General features: G+C 41.5%; 21 protein-coding genes and 1 tRNA gene. 10 read left to right on the top strand and 12 right to left on the bottom strand.

The genetic code is table 11. From position 1 onward, the window contains the following. Positions 1-130: 130 nt before the first annotated feature. The 6 genes from ACYZZR_RS00405 to ACYZZR_RS00380 form a co-directional block, all read right to left on the bottom strand. On the bottom strand, positions 131-847 hold the full coding sequence (locus ACYZZR_RS00405; protein WP_461532009.1) for a hypothetical protein: 717 nt from the start codon (positions 845-847) through the stop codon (positions 131-133). Between the two features lie 973 nt (positions 848-1,820). Further along, a complete protein-coding gene (locus ACYZZR_RS00400) occupies positions 1,821-2,342 on the bottom strand; it encodes a hypothetical protein (RefSeq protein WP_461532008.1) in 522 nt (173 codons plus the stop codon). Between the two features lie 149 nt (positions 2,343-2,491). Then, entirely contained in the window at positions 2,492-2,947 is a 456-nt protein-coding gene (locus ACYZZR_RS00395) for a DoxX family protein (RefSeq protein WP_461532007.1), read from the bottom strand. A 57-nt stretch (positions 2,948-3,004) separates the two neighbouring features. Continuing rightward, a complete protein-coding gene (locus ACYZZR_RS00390) occupies positions 3,005-3,571 on the bottom strand; it encodes a Crp/Fnr family transcriptional regulator (protein WP_461532006.1) in 567 nt (188 codons plus the stop codon). 91 nt (positions 3,572-3,662) lie between these two features. Beyond that, the gene (locus ACYZZR_RS00385) at positions 3,663-4,946 is read right to left on the bottom strand and encodes an MFS transporter (protein WP_461532005.1); all 1,284 of its coding nucleotides are present in this window, start codon (positions 4,944-4,946) and stop codon (positions 3,663-3,665) included. 13 nt (positions 4,947-4,959) lie between these two features. Beyond that, positions 4,960-5,033 (bottom strand) — tRNA-Met (locus ACYZZR_RS00380). Between the two features lie 159 nt (positions 5,034-5,192). On the opposite strand from ACYZZR_RS00380, the gene ACYZZR_RS00375 reads away from it, so the two are divergent. Beyond that, the gene (locus tag ACYZZR_RS00375) at positions 5,193-5,576 is read left to right on the top strand and encodes an START-like domain-containing protein (RefSeq protein ID WP_461532004.1); all 384 of its coding nucleotides are present in this window, start codon (positions 5,193-5,195) and stop codon (positions 5,574-5,576) included. A gap of 55 nt (positions 5,577-5,631) precedes the next feature. Continuing rightward, on the top strand, positions 5,632-6,480 hold the full coding sequence (locus ACYZZR_RS00370) for an aminotransferase class IV (RefSeq protein ID WP_461532003.1): 849 nt from the start codon (positions 5,632-5,634) through the stop codon (positions 6,478-6,480). A 73-nt stretch (positions 6,481-6,553) separates the two neighbouring features. On the opposite strand, the gene ACYZZR_RS00365 is transcribed toward ACYZZR_RS00370, so the two are convergent. The 5 genes from ACYZZR_RS00365 to ACYZZR_RS00345 all read right to left on the bottom strand — a co-directional run bounded on the left by ACYZZR_RS00365 (position 6,554) and on the right by ACYZZR_RS00345 (position 11,185). Next, positions 6,554-7,114: a YqgE/AlgH family protein gene (locus ACYZZR_RS00365; protein WP_461532002.1), complete on the bottom strand. Its 561-nt coding sequence runs from the start codon at positions 7,112-7,114 to the stop codon at positions 6,554-6,556. Between the two features lie 132 nt (positions 7,115-7,246). Next, complete coding sequence (locus ACYZZR_RS00360) at positions 7,247-7,519, bottom strand: HU family DNA-binding protein (RefSeq protein WP_461532001.1); 273 nt, start codon at positions 7,517-7,519, stop codon at positions 7,247-7,249. 186 nt (positions 7,520-7,705) lie between these two features. Beyond that, positions 7,706-8,653, bottom strand: a complete 948-nt coding sequence (gene fmt / locus ACYZZR_RS00355; RefSeq protein ID WP_461532000.1) for a methionyl-tRNA formyltransferase — start codon at positions 8,651-8,653, stop codon at positions 7,706-7,708. Between the two features lie 16 nt (positions 8,654-8,669). Beyond that, positions 8,670-10,556 carry a RecQ family ATP-dependent DNA helicase gene (locus ACYZZR_RS00350; RefSeq protein ID WP_461532271.1) on the bottom strand — a complete coding sequence of 629 codons (1,887 nt, stop codon included), beginning with the start codon at positions 10,554-10,556 and terminating at the stop codon, positions 8,670-8,672. Positions 10,557-10,636: 80 nt separating this feature from the next. Next, positions 10,637-11,185, bottom strand: a complete 549-nt coding sequence (locus ACYZZR_RS00345; RefSeq protein WP_461531999.1) for an AAA family ATPase — start codon at positions 11,183-11,185, stop codon at positions 10,637-10,639. Between the two features lie 167 nt (positions 11,186-11,352). Between ACYZZR_RS00345 and ACYZZR_RS00340 the strand changes: the two genes are divergently transcribed. From ACYZZR_RS00340 to murA, 3 genes are all read left to right on the top strand, one after another. Then, positions 11,353-11,640, top strand: a complete 288-nt coding sequence (locus ACYZZR_RS00340) for a DUF493 family protein (protein ID WP_461531998.1) — start codon at positions 11,353-11,355, stop codon at positions 11,638-11,640. Positions 11,641-11,752: 112 nt separating this feature from the next. Continuing rightward, positions 11,753-12,409 (top strand): DUF4290 domain-containing protein, encoded by a 657-nt coding sequence (locus ACYZZR_RS00335; protein ID WP_461531997.1) that lies wholly within the window; start codon positions 11,753-11,755, stop codon positions 12,407-12,409. Positions 12,410-12,477: 68 nt separating this feature from the next. Beyond that, complete coding sequence (murA, locus tag ACYZZR_RS00330; RefSeq protein WP_461531996.1) at positions 12,478-13,788, top strand: UDP-N-acetylglucosamine 1-carboxyvinyltransferase; 1,311 nt, start codon at positions 12,478-12,480, stop codon at positions 13,786-13,788. Positions 13,789-13,797: 9 nt separating this feature from the next. On the opposite strand, the gene ACYZZR_RS00325 is transcribed toward murA, so the two are convergent. Continuing rightward, positions 13,798-15,972, bottom strand: coding sequence for an endonuclease MutS2 (locus ACYZZR_RS00325; RefSeq protein WP_461531995.1), 2,175 nt, complete (start codon positions 15,970-15,972; stop codon positions 13,798-13,800). A 213-nt stretch (positions 15,973-16,185) separates the two neighbouring features. Here ACYZZR_RS00325 and pyrR point away from each other — a divergent pair, with 213 nt between their 5' ends. From pyrR to pdxH, 5 genes are all read left to right on the top strand, one after another. Next, positions 16,186-16,725, top strand: coding sequence for a bifunctional pyr operon transcriptional regulator/uracil phosphoribosyltransferase PyrR (gene pyrR / locus ACYZZR_RS00320; RefSeq protein WP_461531994.1), 540 nt, complete (start codon positions 16,186-16,188; stop codon positions 16,723-16,725). Between the two features lie 90 nt (positions 16,726-16,815). Continuing rightward, entirely contained in the window at positions 16,816-17,745 is a 930-nt protein-coding gene (locus ACYZZR_RS00315) for an aspartate carbamoyltransferase catalytic subunit (protein ID WP_461531993.1), read from the top strand. Positions 17,746-17,749: 4 nt separating this feature from the next. Continuing rightward, positions 17,750-18,085, top strand: a complete 336-nt coding sequence (locus ACYZZR_RS00310) for a ribonuclease Z (RefSeq protein WP_461531992.1) — start codon at positions 17,750-17,752, stop codon at positions 18,083-18,085. A gap of 24 nt (positions 18,086-18,109) precedes the next feature. Beyond that, entirely contained in the window at positions 18,110-19,015 is a 906-nt protein-coding gene (locus tag ACYZZR_RS00305) for a ribonuclease Z (protein ID WP_461531991.1), read from the top strand. A gap of 100 nt (positions 19,016-19,115) precedes the next feature. Then, positions 19,116-19,763, top strand: coding sequence for a pyridoxamine 5'-phosphate oxidase (pdxH, locus tag ACYZZR_RS00300; RefSeq protein WP_461531990.1), 648 nt, complete (start codon positions 19,116-19,118; stop codon positions 19,761-19,763). Positions 19,764-19,810 lie beyond the last annotated feature (47 nt).

Genomic DNA, 19,810 nt, shown 5'->3' with positions numbered 1-19,810 from the left:
AAAAAATAGCTCTCGGCATTACCCACCCGACAGTAAGGGCAATCGGAACAAAACAATTCTAGTGCTATGAGAAGCCTTGACGAGGGATATCCTCCTAAGTTTCGAAAATAGACTATTTTGGTTTTAGCTTTTAATTAAAATCTGTCTCAGCTTTAATAATTGGCCCTACCTCTTCTTTGAGCTTTTCAAAATCTTCTTTAGTGATCATGTCCAAATCTAGTAATTCTTTTGCTTCTTTCAGCTTGGCAATAGCCTCATCTCTAGTCATTTTTCTGTTCGACAAAAGGATTTCTCCAGATTCTATAGCCAATTCGGTATTCATCACACTTAGATACTTGTTAATGCCAAATGCTCTGTCGTTTATTTCTCCAAGTACTATTACCAGGTAAAGTGGTTTTTTCTTGCTTCCTTGGTGATAAGCTTTCATTTCTCTGACAATGGCCTTGGTGTTTTTTAAAGACAAGGAAGCCATATCGGAAGCTTCTCCAGCCATGGCGTTCATCACACTTCCAAATCCGGCCGGCCTGCCTAATTTTACGAATTCATAGGTTTTTTTACTAACACCTCGAGAATCGGCGACACCACCTCTAAATCCACTGCCATAACTGCCGCCATAGGTTCTCGTAAGAACTTCCCCAGATGTCGGCATTCCTAAAACAACAGTATCACCTATCTTGATCTGATTCCCGTTTATAGTAGTGTATTTATAAACCTGTGTATTGTTTTTAACAGTACTAAAAAAATTGATGTCCTGTGTCTGCTCGTAAGTTATGGAATCCAGTTCTTTTTGAGCATGTGCAAAAATAAAAAGGAGCAAAAAAGGAATCAGTAATAATTTTGATTTCATGGTTTTTTAGTGTTTATACTAGTCTGTCTTTTATATGAGTGATAAGAGGTAATCACAAGACAAATATATGGAAACTACAAGTATATCTATATGAAAAAACACAACTTTTTGTAGTGAAAGTCGGAATATTTCAGCGGTAAAGATTACAAAATTGAGGCAGGCTGTCAAAGACTTGTGTGCAGCCGATGAAATGGAGTTTAAATCGTCGCTATGGCTTTTTGGTTTTCTTTACTGACGGCTTACAGCACTGCCCATGCTTGCCATCTGTGCGTTGCTCTAACAATACCGCTATTTTATCGAGATACAGACTTCAAAGCTAACTCAAAACAGCTGTTGTATACCACGCCCAAAGAGTGTTTTAGGGGTTTTGGTGATTATTTGTCCCTTTTTCATCATTACTTTTTGTAAACTTAGCGTAGAAAAATACCGGGATCTGGGGATTTTATATCGACCGAAGACAGTCTATTTTTGTGGTATTATGGGAGAAATACTGTAGAGTTACGGGCTATTCGGAATACTACTTTGCATATGCTTCCGCTTTCTCAATCGATATCAGAAAAAACGTGGAACGACAAGGGGAGTCACTATATTATTACATACAATAGCAGTTGGTATATTACTGATAATTGCTGTGATAGCGACTGGTCTGCTAACCAGATTGGCGCTTATTCTTTTTGATATTGATACAGATGGTTTTATGAACTTTGACGACCTGTTTACGGCCTGCGCTTTATGGGCGGTGGTATGTATCCTATTACTGATACTTATCGGTAAGATTAGAGAAATTTTCGGGAGGTATTACAAAACACTACATATTGCACTGATTTCATTTGTGTCATTACCCGTTGTTGTGGCATTTCTATTTCTATTTTTGTTGGCTTTGAAGTAGTGCTAAGATAGAGAGTGTTGAGAGTATTCCACACCTTGCTTTTGTCGAAATCTAGCTTTCGACCTTCAGAGATTACAGGTGTAGTTATGTTTTTGTACAGCTTATTCTATGGCGTAATACTTCTTTAAATGACTCAAAATTGTGGTTGTAATTTTTTCTCTTGTTTTTGCTGAAAATGGTCCAAGTAGAACAATTGATAATTTTTATTTTTCCAAAACCTAAGTCTAAGATGATGGTAGACGCAGGTGATTGTGAACGGATTTCATATATGTCACGGGGAAATTTACAGCTTTTTATTTCGTGCCACATAATCTTTTTGCTCGGAGCTATATTGAATCGAAAACCGGTGTCATCTGCCCATATCAAAACGACACGACTGTTGATATAGAATAACCATTTAATCGTGAATGCCACATATCCAATCAGGTAAACCGCGTATATAAAAAGGCTGATCCATTTGTCTTGTTCTTCTAACAACAACTCCAATTCAATTCCGCCTATTGTAAACAGCCATAGCGATAATCCTACGAGAGGAACACTGTATAGTAAACGTTTAAATCGAAATAGAGGGAATTCAAAAGATTGTATAGTAATATTTTTTTTCATCAACAGTCTTTAGAGGATATTATGTGTACAGACAAAAATACACGCTGTGATTGTTGAGTGCAATCCTAGAAAACGAGGATTTTGAATAAAGAATAGTTTAAGAGCTTAGAGAATTTGGAGGTAATGGTTTACTTGAGCTATGACTATGGTCATGATTTATAAATCGCCAATAGGTAAGTCCAAACGATAAAAAGTATTTGCAGGGGTATTCTAAACCACAGATAAGCCAATCCATTTCCATCGAATGTAGCTCTTTGATAGTCTAATTGCTTTATTGCAGCCCAGATATTTGCCGGGAGTACTAATATGAGAAAGATGATAAGCGACCAAGCGGTTATAACTCGGTAATTAGGCAATAAAAGTCCGATTGCAAAAGCGATTTCCGCAATTCCTGTCAGATAGACAATCTCTGTTTTGAAGGGAATAAATTCCGGTATCATCAACGACATTCCTTTGGTGAAAGCAAAATGTCCTATAGCGGTAAACACCAGCATTACAGCCATGGCAATTCTGCCCGATAAAGCCAGTTCAAAAGAGCCTCGAAATACTTTTGTAATCACCAGTGAAACAACAAATGCTCCAAGCAATACTGTTAGTGGTTTCATTTTTATTCTTTTTCTACAAAGTTCGTTTCCCGTTTCGGGCAAAGCAATGAACTTAGGTTAAGAAATTCTCCTTCGTATTCTGCTCAGCGCCTGTGGGGTGATGCCTATGTATGAAGCGATGTATTTTAATGGGATGTCCTTTATTAATTCCGGTTGCTCGGTAAAAAGATTGAGATATCGCTGTTCGGCTGTTTCATTGAGTAGGGAAAGCTCTCTTTGTGATTTTTTTAAAAACAATTCTTCGCTTGCCTGTCGCCCTATGGCGTTGCCGATTTCAGTTTCTCTGTAAATCTCCTGTAAATCGTCGTAGGTAAGTTGCCACAGTGTGGTTTTTGCCAGTGTTTCTATGCAGTATGTTGATGGTTTTCGACTTAGAAAAGAATTGTAACCACTCACAAAACTGTTGTCAAAGGAAAAAGAAAAGGTGAGGTCGTTTTCTTCTCTTGGAATGTAAAAACGCACTATCCCTGTTTTGATAAACGAAAGCTTGTTTTCTACCTCTCCAACTTTTAGGAGAGTGTGCTTTTTGGGAAAATCCCGACAGATGAGTTTGGAAGAGAAGATCTGCCAATCTCGGTCGGTCAGTTTAAATGACCGCTCAAAATATTTTCGGATTTGTTCCATTTGTTCACTTGTAGTATTGTGCCTACTCTTACAAAATTACATTAATAATTTCTGTTGTATTTAGAGTAGGTTGCAAGTTTGCTCTCTTCGGTTATTTTGCTTTGGTCGGTTTTCTTCCAAAAGATAGAAATAGCGTGGATATAGCTAGGATGATAAATAGTATAACAATAAACTGAACTCCTAGATGTGCTAGTAGCAATCCGCCAAAAACCCCACCTCCCGCAACAGCTATGTTAAAAACGGTAACAAACATAGACTGTGCGATGTCTACGTGGTCTTTGGCTACATCGGCCAAGTCTTTTTGCAGCAATGTCGGAGCTCCGCCAAACGAGTATCCCCATAGCGTAATGCCGATATAGATAAAAGCGCTATGGGTATTTCCAAATAGCATCAACACTCCGGCTATGCCGAAAAGTATGAGATTTATGAGTGTAACTCTCTTTAAGTGTCTGTCGATAAAATGCCCGGTAAGCCAAATTCCGACAATGGAAGATATGCCGAATAGGAACAGCATTATATCCAATTGATCAGAGAGTTTACTAGCTTCTAAAAATGGAGAGATATAGGTGTACAACAGATTGTGCGACAAAATCCAAAACAGCGTTGCCATCAATATCTTTTGAATGCTTTTGTTGGAAAAAACTGTTTTAAAAGGAACTGATTTTGTCTTGTTTTCTATGGAGACATTCGGCACGAATATCACTATCCAAAATATTAGCAATAAGGACAATATCGATGCTATAAAAAAAACAGTATTCCATCCGATTATATTTCCCAGCCATGTAGCTAGTGGAACGCCGAGCGACAAGGCAATAGGTTGTCCGACTCCGACTATAGCCAGAGATTTTCCTACATTTTCCACAGATACCAAGCGAACGGTATATCCGGTGAGTGAACCCCAGATTATTCCGGCGCTAACACCTGCCAAAAAACGTATGGCCAGCAGTATGATGTAATTGTGTAAAAGGAAGGTCGCCAAGTTGAACAGAAAAAAGCCGGCAATAGCCATTAGTAATAACGGTTTTCTGTCCCAATTCCTCGTCATACTTATTATCGGAATGGCAGCCAAAACGGAGCCCAGGGCATAGGTAGAGATAAACTGCCCAGCATAGGCCTGCGAAACCCCGAGTCCTTCGCTGATTTGAGGTAGTAATCCCGCGGGCATAGTCTCTGTGATAATGGCGATAAAGCCAGATACACTAAGTGCCAAAAGCGCCATTATCGGCAATTTTCCAGATTGTGTTATCTCTTGATCTCTCACGGTTGAAACACTTGTTCTCAGGTTGTTTTTTAGCTTTGCAAATGTATTGAAATCAGTATAAGCAAAAACGTCTAACCCTAAAATAAAAACAGGAGAAGCGATAAATTTAATCACTTCTCCTGTTTAGTAGCGAAGACGGGAATTGAACCCGTGACCTCAGGGTTATGAATCCTGCGCTCTAACCATCTGAGCTACCTCGCCATCTTTGCAAAGTCGCGATGTGTAATTCAAACTTTGCGGCTGCAAATATAGAAACAAAATTGGGTATGACCAATAGCTGAAGAAAAAAATATTTTATACTATAAATTTAGGTTTTATGGGAGAAATGGTTATATTGTCCGACTATAAATACGAATAGATATGCAGGACAAAATAAAATACGAACTCGAGTTTCAAATACAGTCTTCTCCTCAACTTTTATATCAGTATATATCAACTCCATCAGGTTTGTCTGAATGGTTTGCCGACAATGTAAACTCACGAGGTGAAATGTATACCTTTATATGGGACGACAGTGAAGAAAAGGCGAAACTCGTCCGCAAAAAAAGCGGAGAATCTGTCAAATTTAAATGGACAGAGGCAGAAGATGATTCTTATTTTGAACTCAAGATTGTGGTCGATGAAATTACCAAAGACGTATCGCTGATGATTACCGATTTTACTGAAGAAGACGAATTGGACGAGGCGAGAATGCTCTGGGAAAACCAGGTGGCCGACCTCAAGCAGGTTCTCGGTTCTGCGTAGTGATATTTATGTATTAACCAGTATATTTGCCCTGAATTTAATTCAGGGTTTTTTTATGGTCAATTTTAACGGCGAATTACTACCGGATTCTTCTCTTTTCTTAAACCAGCAAAACAGGGCATGGCGCTATGGCGACGGACTTTTTGAAACCATTAGGGTGGTCAATGCCAAGATATTTTTCTGGGAAGAACACTACTTGCGATTGATGGCTTCTATGCGGATACTCCGCATGGATATTCCGATGAATTTTACGATGGAATTCTTGGAGGAGGAAATAAGGAGAACTATAGTAGAGAATGACCAAGACAGCACAGCGGTAAGGGTTCGCCTCGCAGTACACAGAAAGTCTGGAGGATTCTACCTCCCGGAGTCCGGAGGGGTAGAATACGTGATAGAAACGGCGCCCTTAAAAAATCCTTTTTACACTTTGGAGGAGAAGGAAGAGATTGTCGAACTCTACAAGGATCATTGGGTGAACTCGGGCTTGCTCTCTACACTAAAGAGCAACAATCGAATTGTCAATGTGTTGGCTTCAATTTATGCCGAGGAGAATGACTACGACAATTGCCTGTTGCTCAACGAAAAGAAAAATGTGGTAGAGGCGATAAACGGCAATGTCTTTTTGGTTAAAGAAACAACTGTAAAAACTCCGCCTTTAAGCGATGGTTGTATCAATGGTGTTATGAGAAAGCAACTGATTGGTATACTGTCTAAATTGGACAATTACACCCTGGAAGAGACTTCGATATCACCCTTTGAACTACAAAAATCTGATGAACTCTTTATCACCAATGTCATCAAGGGAATTTGTCCGGTAACGGCTTATAGAAAAAAACGGTTCGCTACAGAAGTGAGTCGAGATCTCTTGGGGAAACTCAATATGCATATCCGTCTGGGGGGATAGGTTAGTAGGTTAATAAGTTATTTAGGTAATACTCAATAACCAAACAACTCAACAATTCAATAACCCAACAACATCAATTCAAATTTGGATTCTCCGGGGCGTTGGACCAGAGTAGATAATCACCTCCAAATTCGACCATCTTTTCTTTCCAGAAGGAGGCAGATGCCTTTCTTATCACACTTGTCTTATGGGTGTTTTCTGAGATTATCCACGAATTAGATTCCAATTCTTTTTCGAGTTGGGCCACTTGCCACCCTGCATAGCCCAGAAAGAATTTAATGTCTACACTTCTGATTTCTCCGCTGTTTATCAGCTCAATAATGACCTCAAAATCACCACCCCAATATATGCCATTGGATATTTCTATACTGTTGGCGATGAGTTTGGGAACTTTGTGGATAAAATATAAATTGTCTTGCTCTACAGGTCCGCCGTTGTACACTTTGAGCGGACGGTCTACACCGGGTACAATATCGTTGAGGCGAAAAGAGAGCGGTTTGTTGAGAATAAATCCTATAGATCCCTGTTTGTTGTGTTCGGCCAGCAGTACTACCGACCTGTTAAACGATACATCACCTATAATGGAAGGTTCAGCTATCAGTAAATGTCCTTTTTTGGGTTTTAAGGCAATCATGGGCGATTCTTTCCCCTAAATCTAAATAAAAAATTGCTAAAAACAAATTTTTAGAAGGAGAAAATGAGGGAATAGGCTAAAAAAAACACCCGCATAGCAGGTGTTCAAATCGTGTATTTTAAAAGGGACTGATTAGTTTACAGCCTTGCTCAATTCTGCCCCAGCTTTAAATTTAACCACATTTTTGGCTGCGATTTTGATGGTTTTTCCTGTTTGAGGATTGCGTCCTTCACGAGCTGCCCTTTTGGATACAGACCATGAACCAAATCCTACGAGGGATATTTTATCTCCTTTTTTTAGAGTTTTTTCAACACTTCCCAAGAAAGATTCTAGAGCTTTTTTTGCTGCAGCCTTAGTGATACCGGCGTCTGCAGCCATGGCATCGATTAATTCCGTTTTGTTCATAATATTAAGAATTTAAAAATTAACTGTTGGTTAAACATCGGTTTAAAAGCTACACAAATTTATACGGATTTCGTTATAACGCAAGTAAAACCGCTGTAAATCGCCTTTTTTGTTAATAACTTCAAAAAAATGTTGATAACACGTAAGTTTTTCCTCTCTTAAATAGTAATTTGTATACGCATGAGTTTAGTTTACAGTACATTCCGAACCAAAATGATGTCCGTTGAGCAGGTCGGTAACCGCCATTTTTCTCTTTCCGGGGAGTTGTACTTCGAGAAGGTGAATATAGCCTTCCTTTACTGTAACTTTCAGACTGTTTTTGTCGACAATTAGTTTTTTTGGATTTTGCTGCTGTGCTGTGGTTTCAGCTCTTGCAGCCAAGATCTTGACCGAAATCTCTTCTCCCTGATCTTCAATCGTAGTCCAAGCTCCGGGATAGGGACTCAAACCGCGGATGTGATTGTATATTTCTTTAATGGGGCGATCCCAGTCTATTCGGCAAGTGTCTTTGTAGATCTTTTCGGCTTTCTTGTGCTCATCGGGTTCGTGCTGTTTTTGAGGGCTCAGTTTGTTTTCGGATATCGCCTGTACGGTTTTTAGCACTAAGCGAGCACCTATTGTCATCAGTTTGTCGTGAAGGGTTCCGGCATTGTCTTCGGGAGTAATCTCGGTTTTGTCGTACATAATGATTTCTCCGGTGTCTATCTTGTCGTCTATAAAAAATGTGGTCACTCCGGTTACCGTTTCCCCATTCATAATAGCCCAGTTTATAGGAGCTGCTCCGCGATAGTCGGGCAATAGTGAAGCGTGAAGGTTGAAAGTGCCAAATTCAGGCATTTTCCAGACTTCAGCGGGCAGCATTCTGAAGGCGACTACTACCTGCAAGTTAGCGTTTAGAGCTCTCAGTTCACTTAAAAATTCCGGATCTTTGAGATTTGTAGGCTGAAGTACTTTCAGGTTTTGAGTGATGGCATATTGTTTTACGGCCGACTGTTGTAGTTTTCGTCCTCTTCCGGCCGGTTTGTCGGGTGCAGTGATTACAGCCGCAATACGACAGCCGTTTTCTACGAGTATTTTTAGGCTCTCCACAGCAAAATCGGGAGTTCCCATAAAAACAATATTGAGGTTTTGCATAGGTCTTTTTTTAGTTTCAGCTTTTGAGCTGGTACTGGTTTTTGTCGTCAATACGTATTTTGTCTTCTTCGAGCATCCCTTTTAGTACTCTTAAAATATACGGTTCTTCAAAAGTAAGTACTTCGGTGAGTTCTCTCGAACTTTTGGGGGCTGTTTTTAGCGTTTTTACAATTTCTTCTGCTATTGTTTTCCAGGTTTCAGCCGAGATGTGATGATCACTGCTGCCAATACATACCGAGCATATTCCGCAATTGGCAGTGTCGGTCTCCCCAAAATAAGACAGTATTTGTCTACTCTTACAGTCTTTGTCATTGTCCATATACCGTATGACCGAAGCTACCTCTTCCTGTTTTTGCCGATTTTGTTTTTTTATGTTTTCAGCAATAATATTGATGGTGATATCGTCTTCCCTGGGTACGAGAAAACTGATTTTGGCATCGGTGTTTTCGGCCTGATAGGCAATGATATCATCTTTTGCCAGTTGCTCCAGCGCATTTAGTATCTGTGCTTCTGGCACATTTAGTTTTTTGGCAATCAATTGTGGTGCGATACGAGTTTCGCTTTCAAACACGCCGCCGTAGGTGCGAAGTATTGCCTGGGTTGTTGCCGCTATGCTTGGGTTTGTCTCCAAGTAGTGAAAAAGCCTTGCTGAAGATACTGTAAATTGCAGCGTTGTTTTTTTGTCAAACTGTTCTGAAAGGGAAATTACCGAATTCCTGTCCAGCAGCTTTAAACTGTTGTATGTGCGTGATATATTCAGTTGGTAAGTGCTGCAGAAACGATTGAAGTTGAAGAAAAATTCGGCGTTTTCTCCTTCTCCGTACGATATCTGAAAGTAGTTGTTAAGTTTGCGGTATACCTGCTTTACAAAGGCGACGTCGGGCAGTTGTTCGAGAAATTGTTTTTTTAGAATCGATTCATCTCCAGGGTGTTTTAGCACTATGGCAAACGACTTGTTGCCGTTTCTGCCAGCCCTTCCGGCTTCTTGATAATAGCTCTCCATGCTTTCTGGAAGATTCATGTGGATTACGGTCCTGACATCGGGTTTGTCTATTCCCATACCAAAGGCATTTGTAGCCACCATAACCTGTAGATCACCGTTTAGCCATAGGCGTAACTTTTCTTCTTTGTCTGCAGTGGGAATACCTCCGTGAAAAAAACCAGCGGTAATACCTTTGGCGTTGAGGTGTTCTGCAATGTCTACGGTGGCTTTCCTATTTCGTACGTACACTATAGATGACTGAGGGTTTTTGCGCAAAATTTGCAGCAGGCGATACAATTTGTCTTCTTCCTCAAAAACCATATAGGCGATATTGGGTCTGGCAAACGATTTTTTGTATATGCTGGCCTTGGGGATATGGAGGTTTTCAAGAATGTCATCGACTACCTTTTTGGTTGCAGAGGCGGTGAGAGCAGCTAGAGGCACATCGGGAAACATCTCTTTGAGAAGACCGCAGTTGCGATAGGCCGGACGAAAGTCGTTTCCCCACTGCGATATACAGTGCGCTTCGTCGATGGCTATCAGGTTTATAGACATTTGTTTTAGGCGTTCTATTACCAATTCTTGCTGTAGTCTTTCGGGGGAAAGGTAGAGGAATTTATAATTTCCGTATATGCAATTGTCTAAGACAGCGTCTACTTCCTCATAGCGCATTCCCCCGACAAGTGCTACTGCTTTTATTCCTCTGCTTTTTAGATTTTGAACCTGGTCTCGCATTAGAGCAATCAGCGGGGAAATGACAATACAAATGCCCTCACTGGTCAGTGCAGGTACCTGAAAACAGATCGATTTTCCTCCTCCGGTAGGAAGCAAAACGAGTGCGTCCCGACGATTAATCAAGCTGTTGATAACCTCTTGTTGGGGCGATCTGAAGGATTTGTGTCCCCAGTATTTCTGTAATATGTACAGTGGTTCTGTCGTGGTGTTCCGAATTAGTTAAACAATACCTCTTGTTGTAAAAATGTCCTGGCAAACAGAATTTGTTACTCGACTTTGTCAAGCCGCTTCAGGATAAAATCCACCCGCTCCTCTACGGTACCTCTAGGAACCTCTACAGGTTGATGTCCGAATGCAATATAGGTAGATTTTATGAAAGCGTGTATGGCACTCGCTTGTTCAAAGCTTTCGTAACGCTCGTTGTCGGATACGTAAATTTCCTCCCAAGGAGGAAACAAGAACACGGTGTCGTATTGGCATTTTTTACAGATTTCAGAAAAGGCTGGAGGACAGTCGGTTTTGGCATAGTGCATATAGGCAATAACATCGTGGACTCCGCGGTCGAGAAATACTTTTTCTGAAGTCTGTGTTTTCGCTGTCTGGTACTGCTGTTCACGACCTTGAATGAGTTTTAGACTGAACAATAGTGGATCGTCGAGAAAGAGTTGAGTTACACCCTGTTTCTGCGCTTCAAGCGTAACCTGTCTTGAAACTTCGGAAAAACAGATGTGCCCCTGTTTTTCCAACTCCTGTATTACTGTGGTTTTACCCGTCCCGGGTCCCCCTGTCAGAACTATTTTATTTGTCTGTGCCATATCGCTTTCAGAAAGTGCAAAATAAACAAATGCTCGTGTAATGTGGAAATTTGTTTTTGACAGATGTTGTCTGGTATATTAATTCGGATAATGTATCTTTGTCGTATCGTACAGCAAAATTTCCCATTGATTCAATTTCGAATCTAAAAAAAGATATTCCCTGTTATATGGCTTCAGAAAAAGAAGAACAATTTTACAAGAGGTTAAAAGAAGAGTTGGAAAACTATACTGCTTGGCCGTCTAAATATCTCTATAAATTTATCGTACCCTCAAATCGGGAAAAAATATCTGAAATAGAGAAAATCTTCGACAATGCCGGTGCGGTAATAAACACGAGAATGTCATCCAACGGTAAATACACTTCAGTTTCGGTTGAGGTAGTTATGAAAAGCGCAGATGCAGTAATCGAAAAATACCAGGAGGTGGGTAAGGTTGAAGGCGTGATATCTCTTTAAACTTCTGCTGTTTATGTGATGAAAAATCATTACTTTGCACACTGTTACACCAACTTCCCGATGCGCGGCTTGCGACTTCGTCTTTAAAGATTAATTAAATATCATATATATTTTGACAGATAGTTTAGAATACAATACAGAACGCCAAAGGCTTATTATTCCCGAATATGGGCGACATATTCAAAAGATGATAGATTATGCGGTAGCTATTGAAGACCGCGATGAGCGCAATAAGGTGGCCAAGGCCATTATTGGAGTTATGGGTAACTTGAATCCCCATTTGAGAGATGTGCCCGATTTTCAACACAAGCTGTGGGATCAGCTTTTTATCATTTCAGATTTTCAACTCGATGTAGATTCTCCTTATCCCAAGCCAGAAAGGGAATTTTTGGAACAGAAACCTGAGCCTTTGGGCTATCCGCAAAACCATCCTAAATACAGATTTTACGGCAATAATATCAAGCGTATGATCGATGTGTGTAACAGCTGGGAAGAGAGTGACCTCAAAGAAGGGCTCAAATACACCATCGCCAATCACATGAAAAAGAGTTTCCTGAATTGGAACAAAGATACTGTTGAAGATGAAGTGATCTTTGAACACCTTTACGAGCTCAGTGGAGGGAGTATCAATCTGGCAAAATGGGATGAAGATTTGTCTGATAGCGACGACCTGATGCGAGGAAAATCTAAATTCAACGGGAAATCCGGACAGAAAAACAACCGCAATAACAATAAGAATAATAATAACAGAAATAAGAAACGTTATTAGAAAATGTCTAATTGGCAGCCTCAAAGTCGTATTTTAGGAGACCGGAGGTTTTAAAATCTGATCGCTTAATGGGTATATTTCGTATTGAAGGAGGACATACACTCCAAGGAGAGATCGTTCCGCAAGGTGCTAAAAACGAAGCTTTACAGGTTTTGTGTACCGTACTGCTAACTGATGAACCGGTAGAGATACACAATATTCCTGATATCTTAGATGTAAACAAGCTTATCGGCTTGTTGGAACGCCTGGGAGTGAAAACTGAAAAACTGGGTAGAGGTGCCTATCGCTTTATCGCAGATCAGGTAGACTTAGGCTATCTGCAATCGGAGCAGTTTAAGGAAGACGGTAGGGGATTGCGCGGATCGATTATGATTGTAGGACCGCTCTTGGCCAGATTTGGAAAAGGATATATTCCCAAACCAGGAGGAGACAAAATTGGAAGGAGAAGGCTAGATACGCATTTTGAAGGGCTGATCAAATTGGGAGCTCGTTTCCGCTACAATAGAGAAGAGTACTTTTACGGCGTAGAAGCCGAACGCTTAAAAGGGACGTATATGCTGTTGGACGAGGCTTCGGTAACCGGTACTGCCAATATAGTTATGGCAGCTGTACTGGCCGAAGGCACCACAACTATATACAATGCGGCCTGCGAACCTTATCTGCAACAATTGTGTAATATGCTAAACCGGATGGGGGCGAAGATCGGTGGTGTGGGATCCAATCTGCTGACCATAGAAGGTGTAGATAAGCTTTCGGGAACCACGCATACCATGCTACCCGATATGATTGAAATAGGGAGTTGGATAGGTCTGGCTGCCATGACGCAGAGCGAACTGACCATCAAGAATGTAGGTTGGGGAAGCCTAGGGCAGATTCCTGGAGTATTCAGAAAATTGGGAATTACACTCGAAAAAAGAGATGACGATATCTATATTCCCGCCCATACCGAAGGCTACGAGATACAGAATTATATAGATGGTTCCATACTCACCGTGTCTGATGCACCTTGGCCGGGATTTACCCCCGATTTGTTGAGTATAGTGCTCGTCGTAGCAACCCAGTCGCGGGGAAGTGTACTCATTCATCAGAAAATGTTTGAAAGCCGCCTTTTCTTTGTGGATAAACTCATCGATATGGGAGCTAAAATTATTCTGTGCGACCCACACCGAGCTACGGTAATCGGGCACGACTTTAAGTCGAGACTGAAGGCGACAACGATGAGCTCTCCCGATATCAGAGCGGGTGTAGCACTGCTCATAGCGGCACTTTCAGCAAAGGGGACTTCTACCATACACAATATCGAACAAATAGATAGGGGCTATGAGGCGATAGACCGCCGTTTGCAAGCCATAGGAGCGCATATAGAGCGGGTGGTTTAGTAGGTTAGTCTACTTTTTAGCTGCTTGCACCAGTTCGAGTTGGTCGAGGTTTACACTGGTGGTAAAAATTCCGTAATTCACCACGGCTTTTTTCTTTTCTATACTGTCTATGGTACCGACAGCTTTTCCGTCGGTCATACGCACGCGGTCGCCTATTTTGAGTATTGGTTTTGGACTGTTTTTTTCCTTGAGGATATGTTCCTTTTTCTCTTTCTTTTTCTTTTCCCTGATAACTTCCACCTTTTTCTCGACCTCCTTAACCAGCTTTTCCTGTTCTTGTTTTTCCTTCCTTTTTACCTTGGGGGCCTTGGGACTGCGTTTGCTGTTTTCAGTTTCTACTATCCTTAAAAACTCAGAGATTAAAGGTCTTTTCTTCTTGTCGTTAAAATATTTTTCGGCGATGTCGTTTACCTTGTTCCCGAGGTATACCATGCGCTGATTGTGATCGAATAATTGCTGGTAACTCTCCAATTTGTGCTGTATTTTCCGATTGAGTTCTTCCAAGCGGCTGGCCTCTTCCCGAGCGCGTACTTCCTCGTCTTTTAGCTGCTGGGAAGTTTTTTCCATTTTATTTCGCTCTTTTTGCAGCTTAGCTATGGTGGCGTCAAAACGCACTTTTCCTCTCTCTATTTTTTTCTTAGCTCTGTTGATAAGGCTGTAGGGGATACCGTTTTTCTGTGCGACCTCAAAAGTGAAGGAGCTTCCAGCCTCTCCTACAATTAGGCGATATACAGGTTCCAGACTTTTACTGTCAAAAAGCATATTGGCATTGGAGGCATAGGGAAGTTCGTTGGCCAGCATTTTCAGATTGGCATAGTGAGTGGTGATAATGCCAAAGGCTTCTCGGTGGTAAAATTCTTCGAGGAAAGTTTCTGCGAGTGCTCCACCTAGCTCTGGATCACTTCCGGTTCCGAATTCATCGATTAAGAAAAGGGTTTGCGCATTGCATTTGCGCAGAAAATAATTCATGTTTTTCAAGCGATAACTGTAGGTGCTCAAGTGGTTTTCTATCGACTGATTATCCCCGATGTCGGTTAGAATACGGTCGAACAGACACATACTGCTTCTCGGATGAACAGGTACCAACATACCACTTTGGAGCATGAGTTGTAACAAGCCCACCGTTTTAAGGGTTATACTCTTTCCTCCTGCATTGGGGCCGGAAATCACAATAATGCGGTTTTCACTGTGTAGGGAGATAGTCTGTGGATAGGTTTTTTCTCCTTTCTTAGCATTTGTAAGATAGAGCAAGGGGTGATAGGCCTCGATGAGGTGAACCTCTTTGTCTTCTGTGATTTTGGGCAATACAGCATTCATCTCACCGGCGTATTTGGCCTTGGCGGCGATGATGTCTATATCGGAAAGAAACTCGCAATAGTCCTCCAGAAGCGGGGTATAGGGTCTTAAAAAATCGGTCAGTTCCCGCATTATTTTTTTTATCTCTTCTTTTTCATCATACTCCAGATTGCTCAGTTCGCGAGAGTATTTCAAAGTGGTCTCGGGCTCGATATACACTATGCTTCCGGTTTTTGAACTTCCCATAATGCTACCCTTCACCTTTTTTCGATACATGGCTTTTACAGCGAGTACCCGTCTGTTTTCTACCACTGTTTCCCGAATGTCGTCGAGATAGCCCGAGCTGTTGTAATTTTGTAGAGCACTTAGAAAACTTTGATTGATTTTGCCTCTTACTTCATTGATCGTTTTTCTGATGCCAGTAAGTGTCGTAGAAGCATCGTCTTTTACTTCTCCAAAACGATCGATAACCGCATTGATCTTTTCTATAATATCTCGGGTGAGATGGATGTGTTCGGCTTTTTTGTGGAGGGTAGGGTAATACTCTTCAAATTTTCTAAAAAACAGTATATGTGTGTTTACCGTTTGTGAAATTCCAGCTATTTTTCTGAAGTTTCCGGTTTCTATCACGGTGTTTTCAATGCCGAGCAATTTTATTTCTTGGTCTATCGGATCGAAATAATGCCCGGGTATGGCATTGTTGTTTTCAAAGGAAGCGACGTATTCAAAAGTTTGTTGCAAGGCATCTAATAGCGCTGTCCTTTTGGAAAACGGAAGTATGTCGAGCGCCTTGCTTTTCCCTCCCACGGTAGTACACCGCTCTTCGATATGTGACAATACCGTAGAAAATTCGAGATCCTGCAGCGTTTTGCTGTCTATTTTGTGCATTAATATGGTCTTTGGTAAATTGCAAAGATAATCAGGATGTGTCGTAAAGTATAAGGTCGTCTGATAAAATAGGTAGTTTTCAATTGACGATATATCTGTTGGAGGTGTGACAAGTAGATCGAGCTTGTCGCATACCAGATAAAATAATATAGTTGAGGGCTCCGTAAGTTTCATATAAATCCGTACTTTTACGGGCGAAATACGATGGGAAACATGAGTCAAAAAGTTCTGCTTTCTTCCAGAGAAATTCACATCATACTACATCGACTGGCTTGTCAGCTTGTCGAAAATCACCTCGATTTTAAAAATACCGTGCTCATCGGTATCCAGCCCAGAGGGAAGTACTTGGCCGATAGACTAGCTCGTCTGCTCAGGGATTCCTACGGTATAGAAAACATACAGTTGGGTTATCTGGATATTACATTTTACAGAGACGATTTTAGAAGGAGTGATAAACCCCTTGAAGCCAATAAAACCCAGATCGATTTTCTGGTAGAAGACAGAAAGGTAGTCTTTATAGACGATGTGTTGTACACAGGGAGAAGCATAAGAGCGGCACTGACGGCCATACAGTCGTTTGGAAGGCCTGCAGAAATAGAATTACTCACGCTTATCGACAGGAGGTTTAGCCGACATTTGCCCATTCAGCCAGATTATAGAGGCAGGCAGGTGGATGCTATTAACTGCGAGAAGGTGAAGGTGATGTGGGAAGAGAACGAGGGTGAAGATGTGATATATCTGGTAGAGGATTAGGTGCTGATATGACCTTGGGAAAAGGGCCAACCCTTGTAAAAGACACAGTACAGCAGTGTACTCGAAACTACAAAAATACAAGTCTAAAATATGAGCGAATTAAGTGTCAATCACTTATTGGGGATTAAGTATATCACCGAAGCGGATATCCAACTTATCTTTGAAACTGCCGATCATTTTAAGGAGGTGATCAACAGACCTATTAAAAAGGTGCCATCGCTGAGAGATATTACTATAGCCAACCTGTTTTTTGAAAACAGTACACGTACCCGTCTGTCTTTTGAATTGGCGGAAAAAAGGCTCTCGGCCGATGTGATCAATTTTTCGGCGGCTCAATCTTCGGTAAAAAAAGGAGAAACACTGATCGATACGGTCAATAACATCCTTTCCATGAAGGTGGATATGGTAGTTATGCGACATCCCAATCCTGGGGCGGGAGTATTCCTTTCTCAGCATATTCAAGCCAGTATTGTAAATGCCGGAGACGGTGCTCACGAGCATCCTACTCAGGCCTTGTTAGACTCGTATTCTATCAGGGAGAGATTGGGAGACGTGGCCGGAAAAAATGTGGTTATTGTCGGAGATATACTGCACTCTCGAGTAGCACTGTCCAATATTTTTGCGCTAAAGCTACAGGGTGCCAATGTAAAGGTATGTGGTCCGCTTACTCTGATTCCTAAATACATAGAAACCCTCGGTGTTGAGGTAGAGCCCGACCTGAGAAAAGCCCTGCAGTGGTGCGATGTAGCCAATATGCTCAGGGTACAGAACGAGCGTATGGACATCAGCTATTTTCCGTCCACACGAGAGTATACTCAGCAATTTGGAGTAGACAAGGCTTTGTTGGATTCTCTAGATAAAGAGATCGTCATCATGCACCCCGGTCCGATAAACAGAGGAGTGGAAATTACCAGTGATGTGGCCGATTCTAAACAGGCTATTATACTCAATCAGGTGGAGAACGGAGTAGCCATACGTATGGCGGTTATCTATCTGTTGGCGTCGAAGATTAAAAATTAACCTTATGATAATCGATAAACCTAATGACAATACGACGGTAGTAACCCATGAAAAAGGCGGGGTTGACGATTTTTATCTCAGATTGGAAGAAGCTTACCACAAGCTGAAAAACGATCATTTGGTGGTCAATTTGTTTTCTCTCGATCGGCTGAAGGCGGCAGACCTCAAGGTGTTGGACGCAATTTCTAAAAAACACCGAAGTGACAATAAATCTTTTGTGATTGTATCCGACGGAATAAGTGTAGACGATATTCCCGACGAGTTGGTAGTAGTGCCTACTGTGCAAGAAGCCCTCGACATTATTGAAATGGAAGAAATAGAGCGAGATTTGGGCTTATAAGATCTTCTTTTTAATTTGCTTTTGATGAAACTCACTATTCTGGGATGTTATTCTGCAACGCCAAGGGCTTTTACCAACCCTACTTCTCAGGTGTTGGAAATAAAGAATCACCTCTTCCTTATCGATTGTGGCGAAGGAACTCAGGTACAGCTCAGAAGACACAGTGTGAAATTTGCCCGAATCAAGCACATCTTTATCTCTCATTTGCACGGAGATCACTTTTACGGACTGCCCGGACTGATCTCTACTTTTGTGCTACTCGGTAGGGAGGCACCCCTCGAAATATACGGCCCGAAAGGGATTAAAGAAGCCATAATCCTGATGTTGAAATTGGGAAAGTCGCGAACTAATTTTCCGCTGATTTTTCACGAGCTCAGCTCCGAGTTTTCAGATTGTATTTTTGAAGATGACAAAGTAGAGGTATATACAGTGCCGCTCAAACACAGAGTGTATACCAACGGTTTTGTGTTTCGGGAAAAACCAGGAGAGCGAAAGCTCAATGCTGTTGCGGTTCAGGAATACGGAATAGACAAATGCTATTTTAGGAATATCAAGAGCGGAAAGGACGTACAACTGGAGAATGGACAGGTGATTCCCAATGCCCAATTGAGTTTCGATCCTCCCGCACCAAAGAGTTACGCCTTTTGTAGCGATACGATGTACAAGCCCGATATTGTGCCGATTATAGAAAAAGTAGATGTGTTGTACCACGAGTCTACCTTTCTTGAAGAGCACCAATCGCTGGCAGAAACCACGCGTCACTCTACAGCCAAACAGGCGGCAGAAATTGCGGAGATGGCTGCAGTAGGTAAACTTATACTCGGACATTATTCGGTACGCTATTCCAATCTGGAGTGGTTTAGAGAAGAGGCTGCAGCTGTTTTTGAAAATGTAGAACTTGCCGACGACGGAAAGGTGTTCGTCTTTTAAAACTAAAAAACCAAAAATCTTTTAGATAAATTAACCTTAGCTAATCGGGTATTAGAGGCTAAAAGGTATCTTTGTATATTATCTTATAAACAGAGGTATTATGCAAAAGGATTTGAGTGATTACCGAAAATCATACGAAAAAAAGGAGCTTACAGAAGGAAATATCTCCGATGCCCCTATGCAATTGTTTCAAACCTGGTTTTACGAGGTAGAGCAAGCAGGAGGGGTAGAAGAAGCTAATGCCATGACAGTGTCGACTATAGGGCTCGACGGCTATCCTAAAAACCGGGTAGTGCTGTTGAAGAAATTTACTCATGAAGGCTTTGTGTTTTACACCAATTACCACAGTGAAAAGGGGAGGGCTATTGAGGCTAATCCGAAGGTTTGTCTCTCTTTTTTCTGGCCTAATTTGGAGCGACAGGTCATTGTTAAGGGCACTGCCCAAAAACTGGCCGAGAATTTATCTGATGGTTATTTCGAATCGCGCCCCGTAGGAAGTAGACTGGGGGCTTTGGCTTCACCTCAAAGCGAAGTGATAGATAACAGAGAGGTGTTGGAAAAAAAACTCGCAGCGCTCGAAGTAGAATACAAAGGTAGAGATATACCCCGTCCGGAGCATTGGGGAGGGTATTTGGTATGTCCTACATCGGTAGAGTTCTGGCAAGGTCGCCCCAACCGATTGCACGACAGAATAAGATATACGCTCGAAAACGGAATCGATTGGAAAAAGGAGCGTCTTGCACCTTGATATTTTGCAAATAAAAGTGTATACTTATATCGGCTAAGCAGTAAACT

It is taken from the genome of Sinomicrobium sp. (assembly GCA_029266035.1).
GTDB lineage: Bacteria > Bacteroidota > Bacteroidia > Flavobacteriales > Flavobacteriaceae > Sinomicrobium.
This window is presented reverse-complemented; position numbering and strand designations above follow the sequence as displayed.